12 protein-coding genes are annotated in these 19443 nt (G+C 42.9%); 3 read left to right on the top strand and 9 right to left on the bottom strand.

What is annotated here, in order from left to right:
• Positions 1-413 precede the first annotated feature (413 nt).
• From HMPREF1505_RS04380 to HMPREF1505_RS04390, 3 genes are read left to right on the top strand one after another with little or no spacing between them, the layout of a single operon-like run.
• Positions 414-1493 (top strand): efflux RND transporter periplasmic adaptor subunit, encoded by a 1080-nt coding sequence (locus tag HMPREF1505_RS04380; protein WP_036923095.1) that lies wholly within the window; start codon positions 414-416, stop codon positions 1491-1493.
• 2 nt (positions 1494-1495) lie between these two features.
• Entirely contained in the window at positions 1496-4696 is a 3201-nt protein-coding gene (locus HMPREF1505_RS04385; RefSeq protein ID WP_036923097.1) for an efflux RND transporter permease subunit, read from the top strand.
• On the top strand, positions 4680-6101 hold the full coding sequence (locus HMPREF1505_RS04390) for a TolC family protein (protein ID WP_036923099.1): 1422 nt from the start codon (positions 4680-4682) through the stop codon (positions 6099-6101). Before HMPREF1505_RS04385 ends, HMPREF1505_RS04390 begins: the two co-directional genes overlap by 17 nt.
• A gap of 468 nt (positions 6102-6569) precedes the next feature.
• Here HMPREF1505_RS04390 and HMPREF1505_RS04395 read toward each other — a convergent pair whose 3' ends face one another.
• The 9 genes from HMPREF1505_RS04395 to HMPREF1505_RS04435 form a co-directional block, all read right to left on the bottom strand.
• Entirely contained in the window at positions 6570-8642 is a 2073-nt protein-coding gene (locus HMPREF1505_RS04395; protein ID WP_036923101.1) for a RagB/SusD family nutrient uptake outer membrane protein, read from the bottom strand.
• A 15-nt stretch (positions 8643-8657) separates the two neighbouring features.
• Positions 8658-11906 carry a TonB-dependent receptor gene (locus tag HMPREF1505_RS04400; protein ID WP_036923103.1) on the bottom strand — a complete coding sequence of 1083 codons (3249 nt, stop codon included), beginning with the start codon at positions 11904-11906 and terminating at the stop codon, positions 8658-8660.
• A gap of 577 nt (positions 11907-12483) precedes the next feature.
• Positions 12484-12945 carry a hypothetical protein gene (locus HMPREF1505_RS04405; RefSeq protein WP_036923106.1) on the bottom strand — a complete coding sequence of 154 codons (462 nt, stop codon included), beginning with the start codon at positions 12943-12945 and terminating at the stop codon, positions 12484-12486.
• Positions 12946-13036: 91 nt separating this feature from the next.
• Positions 13037-13504, bottom strand: coding sequence for a nucleoside deaminase (locus HMPREF1505_RS04410; protein ID WP_036923108.1), 468 nt, complete (start codon positions 13502-13504; stop codon positions 13037-13039).
• Positions 13505-13519: 15 nt separating this feature from the next.
• Complete coding sequence (locus tag HMPREF1505_RS04415) at positions 13520-14164, bottom strand: HD domain-containing protein (RefSeq protein WP_036923110.1); 645 nt, start codon at positions 14162-14164, stop codon at positions 13520-13522.
• 162 nt (positions 14165-14326) lie between these two features.
• Entirely contained in the window at positions 14327-15268 is a 942-nt protein-coding gene (menA, locus tag HMPREF1505_RS04420; RefSeq protein ID WP_036923112.1) for a 1,4-dihydroxy-2-naphthoate octaprenyltransferase, read from the bottom strand.
• 20 nt (positions 15269-15288) lie between these two features.
• Entirely contained in the window at positions 15289-17685 is a 2397-nt protein-coding gene (locus HMPREF1505_RS04425; RefSeq protein WP_036923113.1) for a putative porin, read from the bottom strand.
• A complete protein-coding gene (locus HMPREF1505_RS04430) occupies positions 17686-17916 on the bottom strand; it encodes a hypothetical protein (RefSeq protein ID WP_036923115.1) in 231 nt (76 codons plus the stop codon).
• 152 nt (positions 17917-18068) lie between these two features.
• Positions 18069-19028 carry a DUF4468 domain-containing protein gene (locus HMPREF1505_RS04435; protein ID WP_036923117.1) on the bottom strand — a complete coding sequence of 320 codons (960 nt, stop codon included), beginning with the start codon at positions 19026-19028 and terminating at the stop codon, positions 18069-18071.
• Positions 19029-19443: the final 415 nt, after the last annotated feature.

The raw sequence follows: 19443 nt of genomic DNA on the forward strand, positions 1-19443 counted from the left end.
CCTCCGTCCCCTCCGTGACTCCGTGTGCCTATTACATAAGCCTTTTTGTTTATCAACCATATTTCAGAAGAACCACAAAAATAACTTCAGAGAAAACTATTCAGTACCTGCAGAAAAATAACCACAGAATTACTTGCATACTAAACAAAAACGACGTACCTTTGCGAGCATATTCAACAGGTAACATAAAGGATACATTTCTATATCGCAAAGCAATGATTCTGAAGGGTATTTCAGGAAACACTTTTCTTAATAAGTTTCCATAAAGATGTAACGACAGTTCTGTTTTCTATTATTATAAGATAGGAAAGAAAAAACAGAATGAGTAGATATGGCTACAACGAGTAGTCAAGATGCGTTGGATTAACGCGTTAACTTTTCACTTGTTTTTACGAAAACAAAAAGACCAATTTATGAAGAATTTAATTCAATTGTCTTGTCTTGCAATCATGTTTCTTCTATGTGCATGTCATTCAAAGAAAGAAACACAAGTAAAACCAGTTTACACTGCAACGACACCACTGGTAGAAAGCATCTCCCTACCACAGTCTTATGTAGCAAACATTGCCTCACAACGTAACATTGAAGTTCACTCTCAGCAAACCGGTATTTTGCAAGAAGTGTATGTTAGTGAAGGTCAGTTTGTGAAAGCAGGTCAACCTCTATTCCGTATTGCAATTGTTGGTGCTAACGAAGAGATTGCCAAGGCAAAGGCTGCAGCAGAACAGGCAAGTATCGACTTGCAGAATGTAACAACGCTAACGGATAACAAAGTGCTCTCAAATAATGCGAAGCGCATGGCTACGGCTAAGTTAAAAGGAGCAGAAGCCGACTATCAATTGGCTGTATTACATAAGCGTCTGTCTCTTATCCGTGCGCCTTTCTCAGGCATCTTAGGGCGTATTCCTAATAAAGCAGGAAGTCTGATAGAGCCGAGTGATTTACTTACCAGCTTATCAGATAATAGTAAGGTGTTTGCCTATTTCAATATTTCAGAAACAGATTATTTAGATTTCCGCCTCCATCCAGAACGCTTTTCACAAACTCCACTACAGCTTGTTTTGGCAAATGGTGATGTCTTTCCTGCAAGCGGAAAGATATTAGATATTGGTGGACAGTTTGATAGTTCAACAGGTACGATTGCTGTTCGTGCCGTCTTTAGCAATGCCAACAATCTTTTACGCAATGGCCAGACGGGTACGATAAAACTCTTTATACAAAAGAAAAATGCAATATTGATACCACAAGAAGCTGTCTATGAACTTCAGGATAAGAAGTATGTATTTGTGGTTGACAAGAATAATATTGCCCGCCAACGTGCTATCAAGGTTGATGCTGAGTTTACAGGAGCATACGTTGTTTCCTCAGGGTTACAGCCTACTGACCGTTATCTTCTTGACGGTATACAGAAAGTAAACGATGGAGATAAGGTACGTGTGTCTATGGTTTCTCCACAAGCATCAATGAAGTTGGATAAGTTAAACGCTAATTAGGTATGTTTAAGATCTTTATTCGTAGACCAGTGCTCTCTATTGTAGTATCATTGGTCATTGCCTTTATTGGAATTCTGTCGCTTTCAAATCTACCTATAACGCAGTTTCCATCCATCTCTCCTCCTAAGGTAAACGTGATAGCTAATTACCCAGGAGCAAATAATGAGTTGTTGGTAAAATCAGTTATCATCCCTTTGGAGCAGGCTTTGAATGGTATTCCTGGCATGAAATATATCGAAAGTAATGCGGGAAACGATGGTGAAGCAGAGCTAAATGTCGTCTTCAAGTTGGGAACCGATCCAAATGTCGATGCTGTAAATGTTCAGAACCGTGTGTCATCGGCTACCAATAAGTTGCCTGCGGAGGTTATCCGAGAAGGTGTAAAGATATCACGTGAAGAGCCAAACATACTTATGTATATCAATCTTTACAGTGATGACCCAAAGGTTGATCAGGGCTTCCTCTACAACTATTTCGATATCAATATATCACCAGAGTTGTTGCGTGTCGATGGTGTTGGCGACCTTGATATCCTTGGTACACGTAATTATGCAATGCGTGTATGGCTCCATCCAGACAAGATGATAGCCTACGGATTATCAACAGATGACGTCAGTGATGCACTTGAAGATCAGAATATAGAGGTCTCTCCGGGAAAGTTGGGAGAGAGTGGAGGACAACGTCCACAGGTCAAAGAGTATGTCTTAAAGTATCCAGGACGTTACACAACAGAGGATGAATATAAGAATATCATCATCAAGAGCAATAAAGATGGTAATATCGTACGCTTGAAAGACATTGCTGATGTACACTTAGGTAGCGAAGTATACGATATCTACTCAACCTTCAATGGACGCCCTTCAGCTGCTGTGACCTTGAAACAAGCTTATGGTAGTAATGCTCGTAACGTTATCACCAAGGTGAAGGACGCTATGGCTCGTCTGCAAAAAGATATGCCTAAGGGGATGCACTATGAGATAAGCTATGACGTTAGCCGCTTCTTAGATGCAAGTATTGAGAAAGTAATACACACCTTGTTTGAGGCTTTTATCTTAGTAGCAATAGTTGTGTTCATCTTCTTAGGGGATTGGCGTGCCTCTATCATACCGATTATGGCTGTACCAATATCACTTTTGGGCAGCTTTATTGCAATGATGTTGTTCAACATAACGCTCAATATGATATCCCTCTTTGCCTTAGTCATGGCTATTGGTATTGTGGTGGATGATGCTATTGTGGTGATTGAAGCGGTGAATGTTGAGATCTCTCGCAACAAACTTTCACCTGTTGAGGCTACGGAAAAAGCCATGAAAGAGATCAGTGGAGCGATTATTGCAATCTCTTTAGTTATGGCTTCTGTATTCATTCCTGTAGCCTTTATGGGTGGTCCAGAGGGTATGTTCTATCGTCAGTTCTCAATCACGATGGCGTCAAGTATCCTCTTCTCTGGCTTTGTTGCCCTAACTTTGACCCCTGCATTGTGTGCTCTTATCTTGACAAAGGAGCAGGAGAACCATGTTAAATTAGGGTTTATTGGACGCATCCTGCAACGCTTTAATGCTAAATTCGATAGTGGTAGCCGTAAGTACGAACGCCTCATACAACATACAGTAAAGAAGAAGTCTTTAACAATAATATTGATATTGGTGTTCTGTGGATTAGCATATTGGATCAATATGGGACTCCCTTCGGGCTTCATTCCACAAGAAGATCAGGGTATGATTTATGCCGTAATAGAGACTCCTCCAGGGGCTACTATCGAACGAACTAACGCTGTTGCACAACAGCTTCTTAAGATAGCAGAGAAAGAAGAGGACGTCGAAAGCGTGTCTTCTTTAGCTGGTTTTGAGATTCTTTCTGAGGGAACAAGTGCCAATTCTGGTAGTTGTTTGATTAACCTCAAAGACTGGAAACATCGCAAACGTACCGCAAAGGAGATTATTAGTGACTTGGAACAGAAATGTGAGAATATCACACAAGCAAACATAGACTTCTTTGAACCACCATCAATTCCAGGCTATGGGGCTGCCAGTGGATTCGAACTACGTCTCTTAGATAAGACTGGTAAAAACGATTATCATGAGATGGAGCGGGTGAGCAAGGCGTTCGTTAAAGATCTAAACAAGCGTCCCGAGATTGGTAACGCGTTCACTTTCTACTCTGCGAGCTTCCCTCAGTACATGCTTCATGTTGATGACGAGAAAGCTTTACAAAAGGGAGTTAAGCCCGGAAAGGCACTGAACAACTTGTCAATCTTAGTAGGTTCGGATTACCAAACAGGATTTATTCTGTTCGGAAAACCTTATAAAGTAATTGTACAAGCTGCTCCACAGTATCGTGATTTCCCTAATCATCTATTAAGTCTTTATAGTAAAAATGAAGATGGACAGATGGTTCCATATTCCGACTTCATGTCGCTTTCAAAGACTTATGGTATGAGTGAGATTACTCGTCATAACCTTTACAACTCCTCAGAAGTGACAGGAGCACAAGCACCTGGATACTCAAGTGGACAGGCATTGCAGGCTATTCAAGAGGTAGCACAGCGCTCTCTCCCTAAAGGATATGACTATGATTGGGCTGGTATCTCTAAAGATGAAGCAGAACAAGGTAATACGGCTATCGTCATCTTCGTAGTTTGTCTCGTATTTGTCTACCTTATTTTGGCAGCACAATATGAGAATTTCCTACTGCCATTACCTGTGATTATATTCCTACCAGTGGGTATATTTGGAGCGTTCCTCTTCTTAAAAGCTTGTGGATTAGAGAACAATATCTATGCGCAGATAGCCTTAGTGATGCTCATCGGTCTGTTAGGAAAGAATGCCGTACTGATGGTTGAGTATGCCGTTCAGCGTAAGAATGCGGGCGAACGGATTTCTCAAGCAGCCATCTCTGCCGCTATTGCACGCTTCCGCCCTATCCTTATGACAAGTATTGCCTTTATAGCAGGTTTGATTCCATTGGTATTTGCCTCTGGTGCTGGTGCCATTGGTAACCGTACCATTGGTACTGCTGCTGTCGGAGGAATGGTCATTGGTACCTTAGGCGGCTTGTTACTCATCCCTGGCCTTTACTATATCTTTGCTGGAATGACTGACAAACTGGTACATTATCAGAAGGAGAAGCCACTGAGTGAAGAGAAAGATAAACGTTATAAGAACAAACAATTAAAAGAAAGTACTCATGACGACAAAGAGTAAACTATATCATGTCATTACTATTCTTGTAATCCTTATGAGCATCGTTGCCTGCAAAACACCGCAGGCTACAATGCCCAAAGATACGCTTAAGGACTCTTTACCAGCCTTATCCAAGGATAGTAGCGTAACCATATCTCCTGCATGGCGAGAGTTCTTCCAAGACCCAATGCTTCAGAGACTGATTGAAACTGCCTTACAAAACAATCAAGATCTTAAGATTACATTGCAGGAACTGGCGATAGCAAGAAGTGCAATTACTGCTAAACAAGCTGCTCTCCTACCTTCTGTTACAGCAAATATTGGTGCGGGAGTTTCTAAAGTTGGCCGCTACACAGCTGAGGGAGCTGGTAATGTTGGTACGGAGATGACTCCTGGGCATAAGATTCCAACCGTTATTCCAGACCTCTCTCCATCACTACAAGTAGACTGGACCATAGATTTATGGAATAAATTAAATAGTGGTAAAAAAGCTGCTGTAGAACGATATTTGGCTTCTGAAGCTGGACAACGTGCTATCAAAAGTCAGTTAGTGGCAGATGTAGCAGAGAACTATTACCTATTGTTGGCTCTTGATTACAAGTTATCGGTTATGCAACAATACATCTCGCTACAGAAGGATGCAGTGAGAATCGCTCGTATTCAGAAAGAAGCTGATGCTGATACACAGTTAGCTGTTGAGAAGTTCGAGGCTGAATTGGCTAAAGCACAGGCTGATGAGTACCTTCTACGTCAGTCTATCGTTGAGACGGAGAATAATCTAAACCTTCTGTTAGGTAGATTTCCTCAAACCATACAACGCACAAAGGTTGACTTCTTACAGCTGCCAATGCCTACAACTGCACATTCCTTATCTACTCAACTCCTATTACAACGTCCAGATGTTATTCAAGCTGAGCACCAGCTAAAGGCTGCTAAATGGGATGTGGAGACTGCACGTAAAGAGTTTCTCCCCTCGTTTAATATCTCTGCGGCTATTGGATTAAATGCTTTTAACCCTAAGTACTTATTCAAACTACCAGAGTCTTTGGCATTTAATGCCTTAGGTGGACTTACCGCTCCTCTCATCAATAAGAAGGCTATTCAAGCCAATTTCGCTCAGGCTGATGCGTTACAGATAGAGGCTCTTTATAATTACGACAAAACATTGCTTACAGCTTTTATAGAAACAAGTACGCTGCAATCTAAGATTTCTAACATTAAGTTGCTCCAACAATTTAAGCAGAAACAGAACGATGCTTTGGTAAGAGCCGTTTCTGTAGCTCAAAAACTATACCTCAATAACAGAGCTACTTATTTAGAGGTGATAGATAGTGAACGCGGACAGTTAGACTGTAAAATGGAACTTATTGATGCAAAGTCACAACAGCTCTCAACCCTTATAGAAATGTATAGTGCGTTCTTTTAGCACGAAGAAAGACTAAGGATTCCACTTTCTGCAGCTAATAACGATGTTTTATTACGCTGCGGAAGGATTGAATTTTCTTTACATCGCTTCTATATATTTACGCTTAAAAAGGGTAAAAAACAAGCTCTAAAATCGCCTTTGTAAGTCGTTTGCTATCAAGGAGTTGCAAAACAGCATTTTAAAAGATGCTTAGTAAGACTTCAAAAGGGCGTTAGTTGCATTGCGAAAGGGCATCTTTTAGAAACCAATTGGGCGTTAATTGAAAACCAAAAGAGCGTCTTTTGATTTTCAGTCTTTGAAGTTTATTTACAAAACAGAGGATATTAAAGAGGGATACACATCAACTTGTGCATCCCTCTTTTCGTATCATTCCTCGGCTTCCCAACACCTCATAATCTTTTACTCGCTCAAAAAATGAGAGTGGAAAAGTTAGTGTGGGACTGTTTAATATGAGGAGGTATGAGCGGATTAGTCGCTCAAACCGAAGAGTTCTTTATAGCCTGGGTTTTGCGTTAGCTGCTTGTTGAGCGCACGCTGACTGGTAGGAACCATGCTTAAGTAGTAAGTATCTAACCATCCACCATGTGCAAGTGGACTCTCGTAGGTATAGATCCAGCCACTTCCAGCACTGTTGTTCTCAGCAGAAGCCCTACCACTTCTCATGATTTCTTCGTAGTCTACAAACTGACCTGAGTAGGCATTAGCCTTTGGTGCATAGATATTATCAGTAGCTGTTGTCCACAAGCCACAAGGCTGACGGTTGACATAATAGGCAGCCTTTGCCCAACGACGGATGTCATAGAAGGCAAAGCCCTCACCGAACAACTCAATCTGACGCTCACGGCGAATCTCCCACAAGACTGGGTTTACGTTGTAGTTACCAAACTTTCCGCCCTTACCTGTCCACCAAGGAGCATTGCCCTTGTCACGATTAGGGTCGAAACTGTCGTTGATGTCAGCCACTGTCATGTGTGCAACTCCAGCACGATCGCGCAGCTTGTTGATAGTCTTATCAGCCACAGCTTGGTCGAACTGCTGCAATTCCCATGCAGCCTCAGCATAGTTCAACAGCACTTCTTCAATCTTAAAGATTGGTTTGTCAGCTGTACAGAAAGCCGATGAACCGGTTGAGAACTCCCACATATCATAGTTCTTCCAGAAGTAGTAACCCGTCCGACAACGCATATATGGCACACGAGAGTCGGTCGTGAGGTTAGGGCTCACTGGTGTAAGCGCAGCACCCCAGTTCTGTCCGGGACATCTCTTCATACCCTCACCGCCATAAGAACCACCACGCAAGCACTTCTCGTTAGCACCCATATAGTCGATGTAGTAACGATACTTGGCAGCCTCATCAGCTGTAACGACATGCCCTTGGTTGTTATCTCCAGCCTTTAGGAACTTCCAACTCTTAAAGGTGTTTACGTTATCAACCGCCCCTTTATGAGGAGCAACAACGTAAGGAGGTTGGATATTCTGGTAAAGACGAGGGTCACGGTCAGCGAAAGTGCCCCACATATCCTTGCCCTTACCACCTTGATAGCCTGATGCTGTATTACCAATAGGCAAACCATTCTTCATCAAGAACATATCCACCGTGTACTGAGGAACATCGGCAGAGTTGGCAGCAATGTGCTCAAAGTCGTTATAACGATTCATCAAAACATTGTTAACAAACTCCTTATAGAAGATGATACCCGGCTTACCCTTTAGGCTCTCTGTGGTCCACATCTCACCATATCCAGTAGCAGGTTGGTTTTGCTTGTCCTCGCCCTTATAGAGGGTTGGATAAGCATCCATCAGTTCCTGCGAAACCGTTAGACACTTCCGTAGATAGGTTTCATAAGGCTCGTTGAGTCCATGATACTTCGCCCATGTACCTTCGCGGAGCAAGAAACGAGACAAAGCTGCCTTAACAACATTTGCATTCACCGTGTTATCGCCATCGTTAAAGTTGCCGATGTTTGCCGCAGCATACTCTAATCTTGCCACGATACTATCTGCCACTTCTGCACGTGGGGTACGTGGTCCGTAGCTTTCCGGCGAACTCTCGTCAAGCACTTTGTTCACCCAAGGCACATCACCAAAGCGGTCGATGAGTTCCATATACCAGTAGGCTGAGAAGAAATAAGCCACCGAACGCCAATGAGCAGCTTGTGCCTCTGTGAGCGCACCGTCATTGAGATGGCTCAACATAATGTTCACTCGACGGATATAAGAGAAGTCCCAACCTCCACCATCAGCTGTTGCTGTAATGGTTTGATAGGCATATGGGTTGCGAGCATTATCACGATGGGTCACCAATCCACCATACCAATCGCCATAGAATTGCGCATTCATATAGCTGTTGTTGATACTGGTATGAATCGTGGTGTTCGTAAACATCTCGTAACAAGGGTTCATAAACGCTTTGAAGTTATCGTATTCCTTAAACGCATTCTCCTCGGTGAGGTCGGTCAAAGGGTATTTCTCAAGAAAATTATCATTGCATGCCGTTAGCGTTGTTGCTGCAACACAGATGGCTGTTAATATCTTTTTCATAAGTACTTATTATGATTAGAATGTGATACTTGCACCTAAAGAGATAGTGCGGTAATATGGATAGCCCCATGAAATGCCATTGCTTAGAGCGTTAGCGGTTGATGATGGTGCCGTACCTTCTGGGTCATAGCCCTTTGGAAGACTACTGAACGTAGCGAGATTCTCTATACTTAGATAGAACTTAGCATCTTGTATGAAAGCTCTTCTTACCCATTCTTTAGGCAGGGTATAGGCAAGTGTGATATTCTTTATACGCATATAGGCTGCATTCTGCAGATACTTGTCGCTTACACGAGTGTTAGAACCCACATTGTTACCTTGATCATAAATACGGAACAGCTTACTATCTGGATTTACAGGAACCATATAATCGCTGCTTGATGGGTCGTAACTCTTAGCTCTCCAATAGTCGGTTTGGTTCGCATAGAGTGCTTGGAACACAGCATCGCCTGCTCCTGCGCCACCGAATGGGAACATTGCTGGACCGCCAAGCCAGTAGTCTCGCTTGCCAACACCTTGCAAAAGTACTTCTAAACTCCATCCCTTATAAGAAGCACCGAGGCTAATACCGAACTGATAACGTGCTGCGTCATTACCAATTATCTTACGGTCACCAGGGTTATCTACGGTATTATCGCCTGCATTGATTACACCATCAGGACGCAAGTCTTTGAACTTCACGTCACCTGGTTGTGGATTATAGCCATTGATTTTTACTACACCTTCTTTCAAAGTCCAAGTCTTATGCTTTGCATCATCAGCATTGAAGTCGTTGATTGTGTAGTATCCATCCGTCTCATAACCCCATATCTCACCGATTTTTCTTCCTACATAATAGTCTGAAAGCAGGCGAGACTCGTTATTAAACTTCGTAATTTCTGCCTGACTATCATAGATATTGAAGCCTACATGATAGCCGAAGTCACCAATCTTATCGCGCCATGTAACGTTAAGTTCCCATCCTCTGTTCTTCATGTCAGCCACGTTCTGCAGCGGAGCGGCTGTACCTACAACCTTAGGAATCTCTATTCCAGCTGCTAACATACCTGTTGTACGACGGTCAAACCAGTCGAATGTAGCGGTAAGACGATTCTTAAAGGCATAGAGATCGAAGCCAATATTCAACGTAGTAACCTTCTCCCAAGTGAAGTTGCGGCTTACCAAGCCCGGAGAAGTGATGTAAGTGGTCTTTCCTTCAGCATCCAAGATGTAAGTACCATTGCTATGCAGGCTCATTACTGGTGAGAACTGATAAGGACTGATACGCTGATTACCAACCGAACCATAGGATGCACGCACCTTAAAGTCGTCCAACCAACTACGTGACCAGTTCATAAACGACTCCTGACCTAAACGCCATCCCACACTCACTGATGGGAAGAAGCCAAAGCGATGACTCTTAGGGAACTTAGAAGAACCGTCATAACGACCGTTTAACTCAAGTAAATAGCGGTCCATGAAAGAATAGTTCAGACGTGCAAAACCACTACGAATAGAATACTCAGAGTACTTATCATCAATGGTCTTCTCACCTGTTCCACCTGCAAATGATGGTACGGTAGGAACTGCCTGAGCAAGTACATTACCATAGAAGTAGCGATAGAACGACTTTTCTTGGTTGAAACCAGCCATTGCTTTGAATGAATGTGCGCCCCAAGAATGGTCGTAATTCGTAAAGATATTCAACGCATTATACTTTGTTGTAGCATCATACATACGATAGAAGTCCTGCCCTTTCTCGGTTGAATACTTAGCAGCCAACTGCACATCAGCAAATCTAAATCTGTTAGAATAGAACTGATAGTGCTCATCAGTGCGGTTATAGGTGTACTCACCAGTAACGGTCCAACCCGGCAACAGCTTAAAGATAGAGCGCAAAGAGATGCGTGGAACAGACTGCTCACTAAAAGCAGAAGGTGCATTGGTCAACATATTCAGAGGAGTCTGCGATGGTAAATCATCTTGAATACCAAGAATATCACCCGGAATGAGTCCTTCTGGGTAATAGTTAATCAAACGAGTTGAATAGAAACCACTCATGTTTCCAACGTTCTCAGGCGACTGTCGCACTGAATTAGTATAGGTAAGGGTTGCCTCTTGCGTAAACCATTTCTGCAAATCAGCTGAAACAAAGCCGCTGATTGTCTTACGTCTAAACATATCTTTATCCGTAACCAATGGTCCATTCTCACGGCTCAAGCTTCCTGAAACACGATAACGTATCTTGTCAGTTCCGCCAGAGATGGTCAGATTATGGTTGGTAATTGAACCTGTTGTAAGGATGTTCTTAGCCAAATTCTTCTCTGATAGCCAGTAAACACGGCCATCAGTGTCCTTAAAGATACCGTCACCTACAGTTGCAACAGACGAAGGATCAGTCTGATACTTCTGCAAATAGTCGCGCCACTTGCTTACATCACCATTACCAGCCCAGTAAGAATTAGAGTAACCAGCCTCAAGATAAGCATCCAAATACTGCATCAAAGAAGCTTGCTCCAAATGGTTGAGCGACTGCTCCCAGCCTAAACTAAAGTTGTAGTTGGCTGTGAAACGAGCATCATTCTTCGGATGTTTCAGTGTTACCAATATCACACCGCCTGCTGCACGCGCACCATAAATAGCCGAGCTGGCAGCATCTTTCAATACCGTTACACTCTCGATATCTTCAGGGTTCAGCGTACTCAGGTCGCCTTCTACGTTGTCAATCAACACTAACGGACCACCACCATTGATAGAAAGCGTACCACGTACGTTCATAGACTTTGAATAACCGGGACCAGAACCACCGCCGATGGTAAGTCCAGGCATAGCTCCCTGCAGTGCTGCAGCAGCGTTCACCACAGGTCTATCACCCAATACGTCGCTCATCTTCACTTGAGAAACGGAGCCAGTGAGGTTGGCTTTCTTTTGTAATCCATAACCAACAACCACCACTTCGTCAATGGCTTTGACATTACTTTTCAGTGTTACAGCCATATTAGCAGCTGCCTTCAACTCTGACTCGTCAAAACCTACGTAACGGAAAACCAGCGTAACGTTAGCTGGCACCTGTATAGAGAACTGTCCGTCGAGGTCGGTAATCGTTCCGTTTGACGTCCCTTTCTGCATAACAGTTGCCCCGACGAGCGGTTCGCCTTGGCTGTCTTTTACAGAACCTGTGATTGTTGTTAACGTTTGCGCATCCACACACAGTGGGACAAGCAACAGCATGATGAGCAAAAGCCTGCCCATCGCTTTCATAGTTCGATGTAGATAAATGTTCATTTGTATAAATTTAGGTAAATTGTTTTCAGTTATCTATAGCTTCATTTTAGGTTGGCTATTCGCCATTATGTGCGTTCATATCGCCATCTCTGCGCCATGTCACACACATAGTAGTATGCCTTTTCAGGCGTAACCCTGCTTTTGTTTATCGACTACAACAACGTTCAAACTATTCCTTTACTTGTTGTGCGTTTAGGTTTATTCTTGCTTGCAGCTGGGTTAGTAATTGTTTAGGGTTGTAAAGATATATAATTACATCAAATAAAAGGGGTATGCTTAACAATTATTAAGCATTTAAGATTCTGCGCTCCATTATATTTTAGAAACGCAGGTGTGCTTTTGTAGCATTATATTAGGCTTAAGTTATTGTCATACGGAGAATATATTGCAAGGAATTAGTACTCCGCACCATTGGTGCTAAGTATCCACACGACACGTGCTAAGCACCCGCACCACATGTGCGGAGCATCAACACATCAATAGAAAAGACTATGAGCAAGGCTTAATCATATACTATTAAATACGAATGACAAAGGTTTGTGAGAATTATTGACCTATCAATATTATTTTATTATAATCATCTTCCTGCAATGACTACCCTACCCTGTCTGCCTGTCTTGATAGTAAGGGGAGGAAAACTGCGGCAACCTGACATACGGTAAACTTCATAGGAGGTGTTTGGTCGTAAGGGAAGGCGACGAAGAAACAAGGTATCTCCACTTAAAACAACATTACAACAAGTGGGAAGGTTGTTGATTTCAAGGACAGATGGATTGTAACTGTCATACCAAAAGGCGTGTACATTCTTATTATAAATGACAGAGAACTTATCTGTAGCATCTTCACTGCTAAAGTATAAGCCGCCACCACAGACACAACCTTGCTTCACAACGAAGGCTTGTCTATCTATGTCGAAAGCAAGACCTTCGCCATCAGAACAGCCATTTAGGAATACTAAGATGAATTCTATCATCAACGTTGAGAGGAATACTGTGATTAAAAGTGTTTTATTCCTCGTTTTCAATACTCCTTTTTTCATGATCAAAAACTTTGTTCGTAGTAAGAATCTTATAAACAAAAGAGTCAATGTAAACAGCAGTGTGCTTACATTGACTTATCGTTAGAGGATATCAATATTCTGTTTTATCCGTCTTTGCTGTCCATTGCTTAAAAACTTCTAACGCTTCATTGCGCAAAAGGATTTCTGAAGGCTTCTTGCGATATTGCGGTTGTACGGCTATCTCCTGATAGATGAAATCGTCATCAAAACCAATGTCGGCAGCATCTTTGCGGTCGTTGGCATAGTAGATTTTATCGAGGTGAGCCCAATAGATAGCGCCAAAGCACATCGGACAGGGTTCGCAAGAGGTATATATTTCACAACCACTGAGGTCAAAGGTATTCAATTTCTGACACGCTTTGCGGATTGTAGAGACCTCTGCGTGCGCTGTAGGGTCGTTGTAAATCGTCACACCATTGCTTCCTTCGGCAATAATTTCACCATTACGGGCAATGACAGCACCAAATGGACCGCCCCCATTTCGTACACTGTCGTCAGAGAGTTCAATAGCTCTCCGCATTAATTCTTCTTTCGTCATTTCAGTTGTTTTTTGTTAGTTCTTTTCTTCTTGTTCACGTATCTGCTGATAGATACGGTCAAACACCTTTCTTAGCTCCGCCTCACTGTCAATCGTCTTACGGATTGTTTCAAGATTCTTTGCGTTCGGTGAGCCAGGAATCCATAGTTTCAGATAACCAGAACGACCATACTTCTCTTTCATGTGGTCGCGGAAACGCTGCCACATCTGTTCATCATTCTTCTCTGGATAGTTCTCAATACCATAGAGAATGGCACGTGAGAAGACGACTTCTGGCTCAAGGTCACGGTCAGCCTCAGCAACAATCTTACCATAAATGCTACGTGGTACGCGTGAACTACTTGCCCGATGGTCTTCGACAGCCTCCTTCATAATCTTCAACTGCTCGGCTGAGAACCATTTTCGGAGTCGTGCATCGGCAATGAGAATCTTACCACTGGTGATATGATGAATGGCTCGTGGTCCTGCCATACCAAGGTCGTGATAGGCGGCAATGACATATACCATATTCACATCGGCACCCGTTACGGCTGCCAAAGCAAGTGAACTCTTAATGACACGCTGCACGTGTCCGAGTCCATGGCTCTTTCCAAAGTCATTATAACGTGGGAGTATCTGTCGCTCCACAAAGTTCATTAGTTCGAGGTTGGGTTGGGACATAGGGGTTGGGTGTTGGGTGATGAATGTTGGGTGTTGATGAAGTGAGGGATTGGGTGAGGGGTGTTGGATGATGGGTGATGATGAAGTGAGGGATTGGGTGAGGGGTGATGAATGTTGGGTGTTGATGAAATGAGGGATTAGGTGAGGGAATTAAAAGCGGGCTTATAAACCAACTAATGCAATCGTGGTTGCTAAACCATAGATTAGCATGTTCCGAGCAGTTTGCGCCAAGATGATATTTAGCTCCTTACCTTTCTTTATTTGCTTCATTTGCATAGCTGTCTTGTAATGCAAGATACCATAAGGTATGAAGATAATGAACACGAAGATAAAGGGAAGGAGATTGTCTCTCTCTCCTGAAAAGAGAAGGAGAAGCATCTGAAGATAGGTCATAAGACCTAATGCTAAGTACAGCATTTCTGCCTTTTCCTCGCCTATTCTCACAATGAGGGTTATCTTTCCGTCACGCTTATCATTCTCTCTATCACGGTAGTTATTGACAACAAGCAGGGTATCTATCACCAAACCGCAAATAACACCCGACATAATAACCTCAAAGCACAGGGCTTGAGAATGGTCAGGAAGGATAACATAGGTGGTGAAAACGACGGGTACAATACCAAAGAATACCAGTACCAAGACATCGCCTAAGCCAAGATAAGAGAAGTAAGTGGTGTAGAGAAAGGCAAAGAGAACGCAGGCTACACCAACAAGTATCATTTCCCAACCACCAAAGAAGATGAGGGGAATACCAACAAGAGAGGCGAATAAAGAAGTGATAACAAGTCCTATTCGCATGGCAGGGAGAGTTATCCAGCCCTCAGAACAAGCCCTCTTCGGACCTAAACGAGTGGCACGATCATCATTACCTTTCAAACAATCGAAGTAGTCATTGATAAAGTTGGAGTCTATTTGCATCAGAAAGGCAAAGAGAAAACAAAGAATGGCAGGGACAACCCGAAAGTTCTCCCCGCCACTTAGCTTCCAAGCCCAAGCAGTTCCTATCATTACAGGTACCATTGCACCTGTGAGCGTCTTTGGACGCGCAGCAAGTACCCATGCAGAAAGACTGTTGGTCTTTATCTTGTCATTCTCTGAAATCACGTATTTGAATGTCTAAACGATTAGTTAAAGAAGTTCCAGCTGATACCTAACTGCAGTACACGCTGGTTCAATGGATAGTGAGGCGTATAGAAATACTTACCCCCATCAGCACTGTTTACATGCGTGAACATCACATAGAAGCGAGTATGCTGTAACTGGAAGTTAGCATAAGCATTCAAATGTGGATAGTTACCAATCTTTGTACGGCTCGCATCGGTCTCCTGTATACCAAAAGCACCGATTCCAGGTATGTACTCTGGCGCATAATAACTTGTGAAGTAACGACCGTCAACACCAAGGTCAACATCCAACACACGTGCTATCTTGAATCGTATAAACAGGTTACTATATGCGTTAAATGTCGGTACTGGGAGTATATCTGACTTACTTGATTTCTGGAATGTCAGTACATTTTGCCAGTTGAAGATACCCAAACGGAAGTCTTGTTGTAGCTGTAAAGTCAGCAAGTTGATAGGACTACTGGACTGACGGACATTCAAGTTGTTATGCTGTACAAGGTAGTTATCACCGCTTTGGATGCGGTCGTTCTGTATACCAAAGTAGGTATAGTTCTTAAGAACATCATAACCAACACGCAACTTGGTGCGTGTCTTCTTCAAAGAGAACTCGCCCAAGATGCGAGAATGGATCTCTTGATTGAGGTTATTATCCCACATATAATGCTTACCAAAGTACTGACCCATATAGAAGGATGGGGCAGAACGATGGAAGAAAGCTGTTGCAGCGAGTTGAACAGTGTCACCCAAGAGAGGGAAACCAAGGTCGGCATGACCATCAACATGGACCTGCCCTGCCCTACTTCCAGCCAACCAAGCCTCAGCACTAACATCATAATGGAACGTCTTACCGAGTGTTTTCAACAGCTGACCACCAACAGAAATATCATGTTGATTCCATGTCTTGTCACCATTATAGAAGGCAACAGTACTCCCACTTGGCGTTATCATTGAAGGAAGAGCATAATGGCGCAACTCATAGGAAAGGAAAGCTTTCAGCCCAGCCTTCGCCCATTTGTTGAATCCCTCAAGCAAAGCGACAGCAAAGGTATTCTTCAATGACCAATGCTTTGTCGTATCATAAATCGAATCATTGGCTACAGTACCATAGTTAAAATAGTTCTGCGCATAGAAATCAGTCGGAGTATCGTACGCTTGATAGATACGACGGTAATTATCGAAACGCGCTGTATGAATGAAACTCGTCACAGGAACATACTCTTCCTTCATCCACTTCTGAGTAGAATCCTTAGCCAGAGCATCCTGTTTCTTGAGGTTTGCCATCTGAGTAGAGTCCTCCAAATTAACCGTCATACGCTCATTGCCATTGGTATTGTCCGCTGTTGTCTTCACTTGTGACACATCACCAGCGATGACAGCATCATCTGGTCGACCTGCAGAACGCTTCTCCTTATCGTAAGCCTCCTCATCAAATTTCTCGCCCTTTGCCTTTGCACGGCGACGAGCCTTCTCTTTATCCTGCTGTGCTTCTTGTGCTTTCTGAGATTTAAGTGCAAACTGCTTTGCCTTAATCTCCTCTTCGGTCATCGGCACTTTACGGAAGAAACCGAGGCTATAACGGTGATTGAAGAACACATGTTGATTATCATTTCTATTCCAATTCTGCTTCAATATGGTTGGAATCTCTTCCTCGCTATAGCTATCGCGGAACGATTCTGGATGCGTGATATAGGCATCATTGGCAATACCACCATTCTCAGCGACCTTCTGATGATTCAAAGAAAGGAGCAAATGTGCCTGATAGCGTTCACCTAAATAGCTTCCCCACATTGAATAGTTGAAGTGAGAAGCACTCTGACTGCTATAATATCCACGTCCATAAAGGTAATCAAACTTAAAGCCAAAGCCCCACTCCTTACCCGCATTCACCGCAAAGATTGCCTTAAATCGGTCTTCTCCGTTGTTTCTGTTACCAGCGGTATTATAAGAGAGAACCGTGATTGGCGAAAGGGTTGAGGTAAACTGGAAGTTGTTTGGCTGTACGATAAACATATCATACGGGTCGAGGAAGAAGAATTCTGACGTGGCAGGACGATCAATAAAGATACGATTCTGACGTGGAGAACCCAAGTTTCCTAAGGTGTTATACTCCCCTCGCTTTCCGTAAGTGAGGTTAGAATTCATATACATATACGACAACGTATCGGGAACAGCAGCTTTGCGGTCACCGAAACGTTCATCAATCGTCCACACCTTCAAGCCACGTGGTATCTCCTTGTGCTCACTTTGTATAGAATCCGAACGTCCTATGTTACGATTGTTTCTATAACCATCAGCCGTGAATGTACCATCATCATACGGAGTGGTGCCGTCTGTCTGTGCCATAGCAGCATTAGCCACTAACACAAAAAGGGAAAATAAGATAGTAAGTTTCTTCATTTAACGAATAAAACGGAGTACGCTTTCGACCATCTTAAAGACCATCGAAACAAGAATAATAATTGTACCAGTCGTAGTGTTATCAGTTAAGAAATAGATAATCACACCAACAAGCGCACCTAACATAAAGATAATGTTAAGCCACTGGCGGATAGGAAGAAACCTATCTTCTGTCTCACGTTTATGACGACGACGCTCTGGACGACGTGCCGTACTATTCTGTAGTTCCATTTTCTATTCTTTATTGTGTTAAAAGTATTTGCCAGCGGCTTTGATATAACGCTTTATTCAGCGCATTAGAATAGGCAAAGAACAAACGTACATAAGGTCGTTATCCCTATCCATCACCACTGACACACCCAAAAATATATCCCTTCTTTGTCTTACTTCAATGCCTGCGCGAAGCCTTCAAAGATACTATTCTTACGGTCAACAGTAGCACGACGGAACTTACCAGACACTGGCAAGAGACGGGTCTGCTTCTTATTGACAGCATACTTATCGGTAATCCATTGCTCTGCCGATAGGTCAGAAACATTGCCTTGAACATCATAACGATAAGTCAAACGGTTCATTGTCAATGTTGCCTGTCCATCACGACAAGTTGCTTGAAGCACATAGTTAAACTGCGTATAGTCCAATGAGAGGAACGAAGATGAGAAAATCAACTTCTCACGTACCGTTGCCACAATACTATGCTCACCCTTGTTCACCAAGGCAACCTTACTACCACTCAACTGATTGTCGCCCTGTGTGAGTTCTGTAAGATAAGCAAACGCCTTGTCATAGAGTTCGTCAGCAGTTGCTCCCGGTACATTAAAGGTTTCAGTCCATACCACCTGACCGTTCACCTCTGGTATGATACCCTTCTGAAGATAAAGGTCTTTGTTTGCTTTAGTGTCTGTACTCACGTTCTTATTAGCACGTGCTGCAGCAGTCGCTGGCGTTGTTGGAACAACCCACGCATCTGAAGAAGCGTTGCTAACAGCCTTTGTAGTGGTTGCCGCAGTCTTTGTTGCTGGTGCTACCGTAGTCGTCTGAGCTTTATTAGCAGCCTCACTGAGTGCCTCAGCCTCACGTGACAATCGTTCAGCCTCAGCCTTCATATCAGCAATCTTCTTTTCTATATCCTTTGCTTTCGCCTTATCCTCAGCTTCCTTCTTAGCTCTTGCTTCAGCCTCAGCCTTCGCTTTTGCAGCGTTTGCCTTCGCCTGTTCCAAGGCAGCCTTAGCCTCCTCTAACTGGCGTTGTGCCTGTTCCAACTTCTGTTCTGGAGTCAGCGTAGTCTGTGCCGCAGCCATCATTGGAAGGCACATAAACAAGAATATCAAAAATTTCTTCATATGTTCAAACTTTTATCTAATGACAATTTAACAAGCAAAGATACAAATTATTGTTTGCTTTATCGAACCTTTCAGTAAGTTTTTATCTTTTTTTATTGACCATAATAATGAAAAGACAAAGTAACAGAAGAACAGAATACAGGATAATATAAGACTGAATAAGCATAAAGACAAAGTAACAAAAGAACAAAACAGGGTAATGCAAAGACAAAGTAGAAGAACAGAAGACAGGATAATGCAAGGCAGAATAAAATAAAGACAAAGTAACAAAAGAACGAATGTTTACAGTGGTATAATTTGTCCTATATTTTCACATCCCACTTTCTAAAACATGCTCTTTTGCTTTCTTAAAGACGCCCATTTGGCTTGCAAAAGGTGCCCTTTAAGACCCTTACTAACGCCCTTTTGAAGTCCA

The organism is Prevotella sp. ICM33 (assembly GCF_000517825.1).
In the GTDB taxonomy this organism is placed as follows: Bacteria; Bacteroidota; Bacteroidia; order Bacteroidales; family Bacteroidaceae; genus Prevotella; species Prevotella melaninogenica.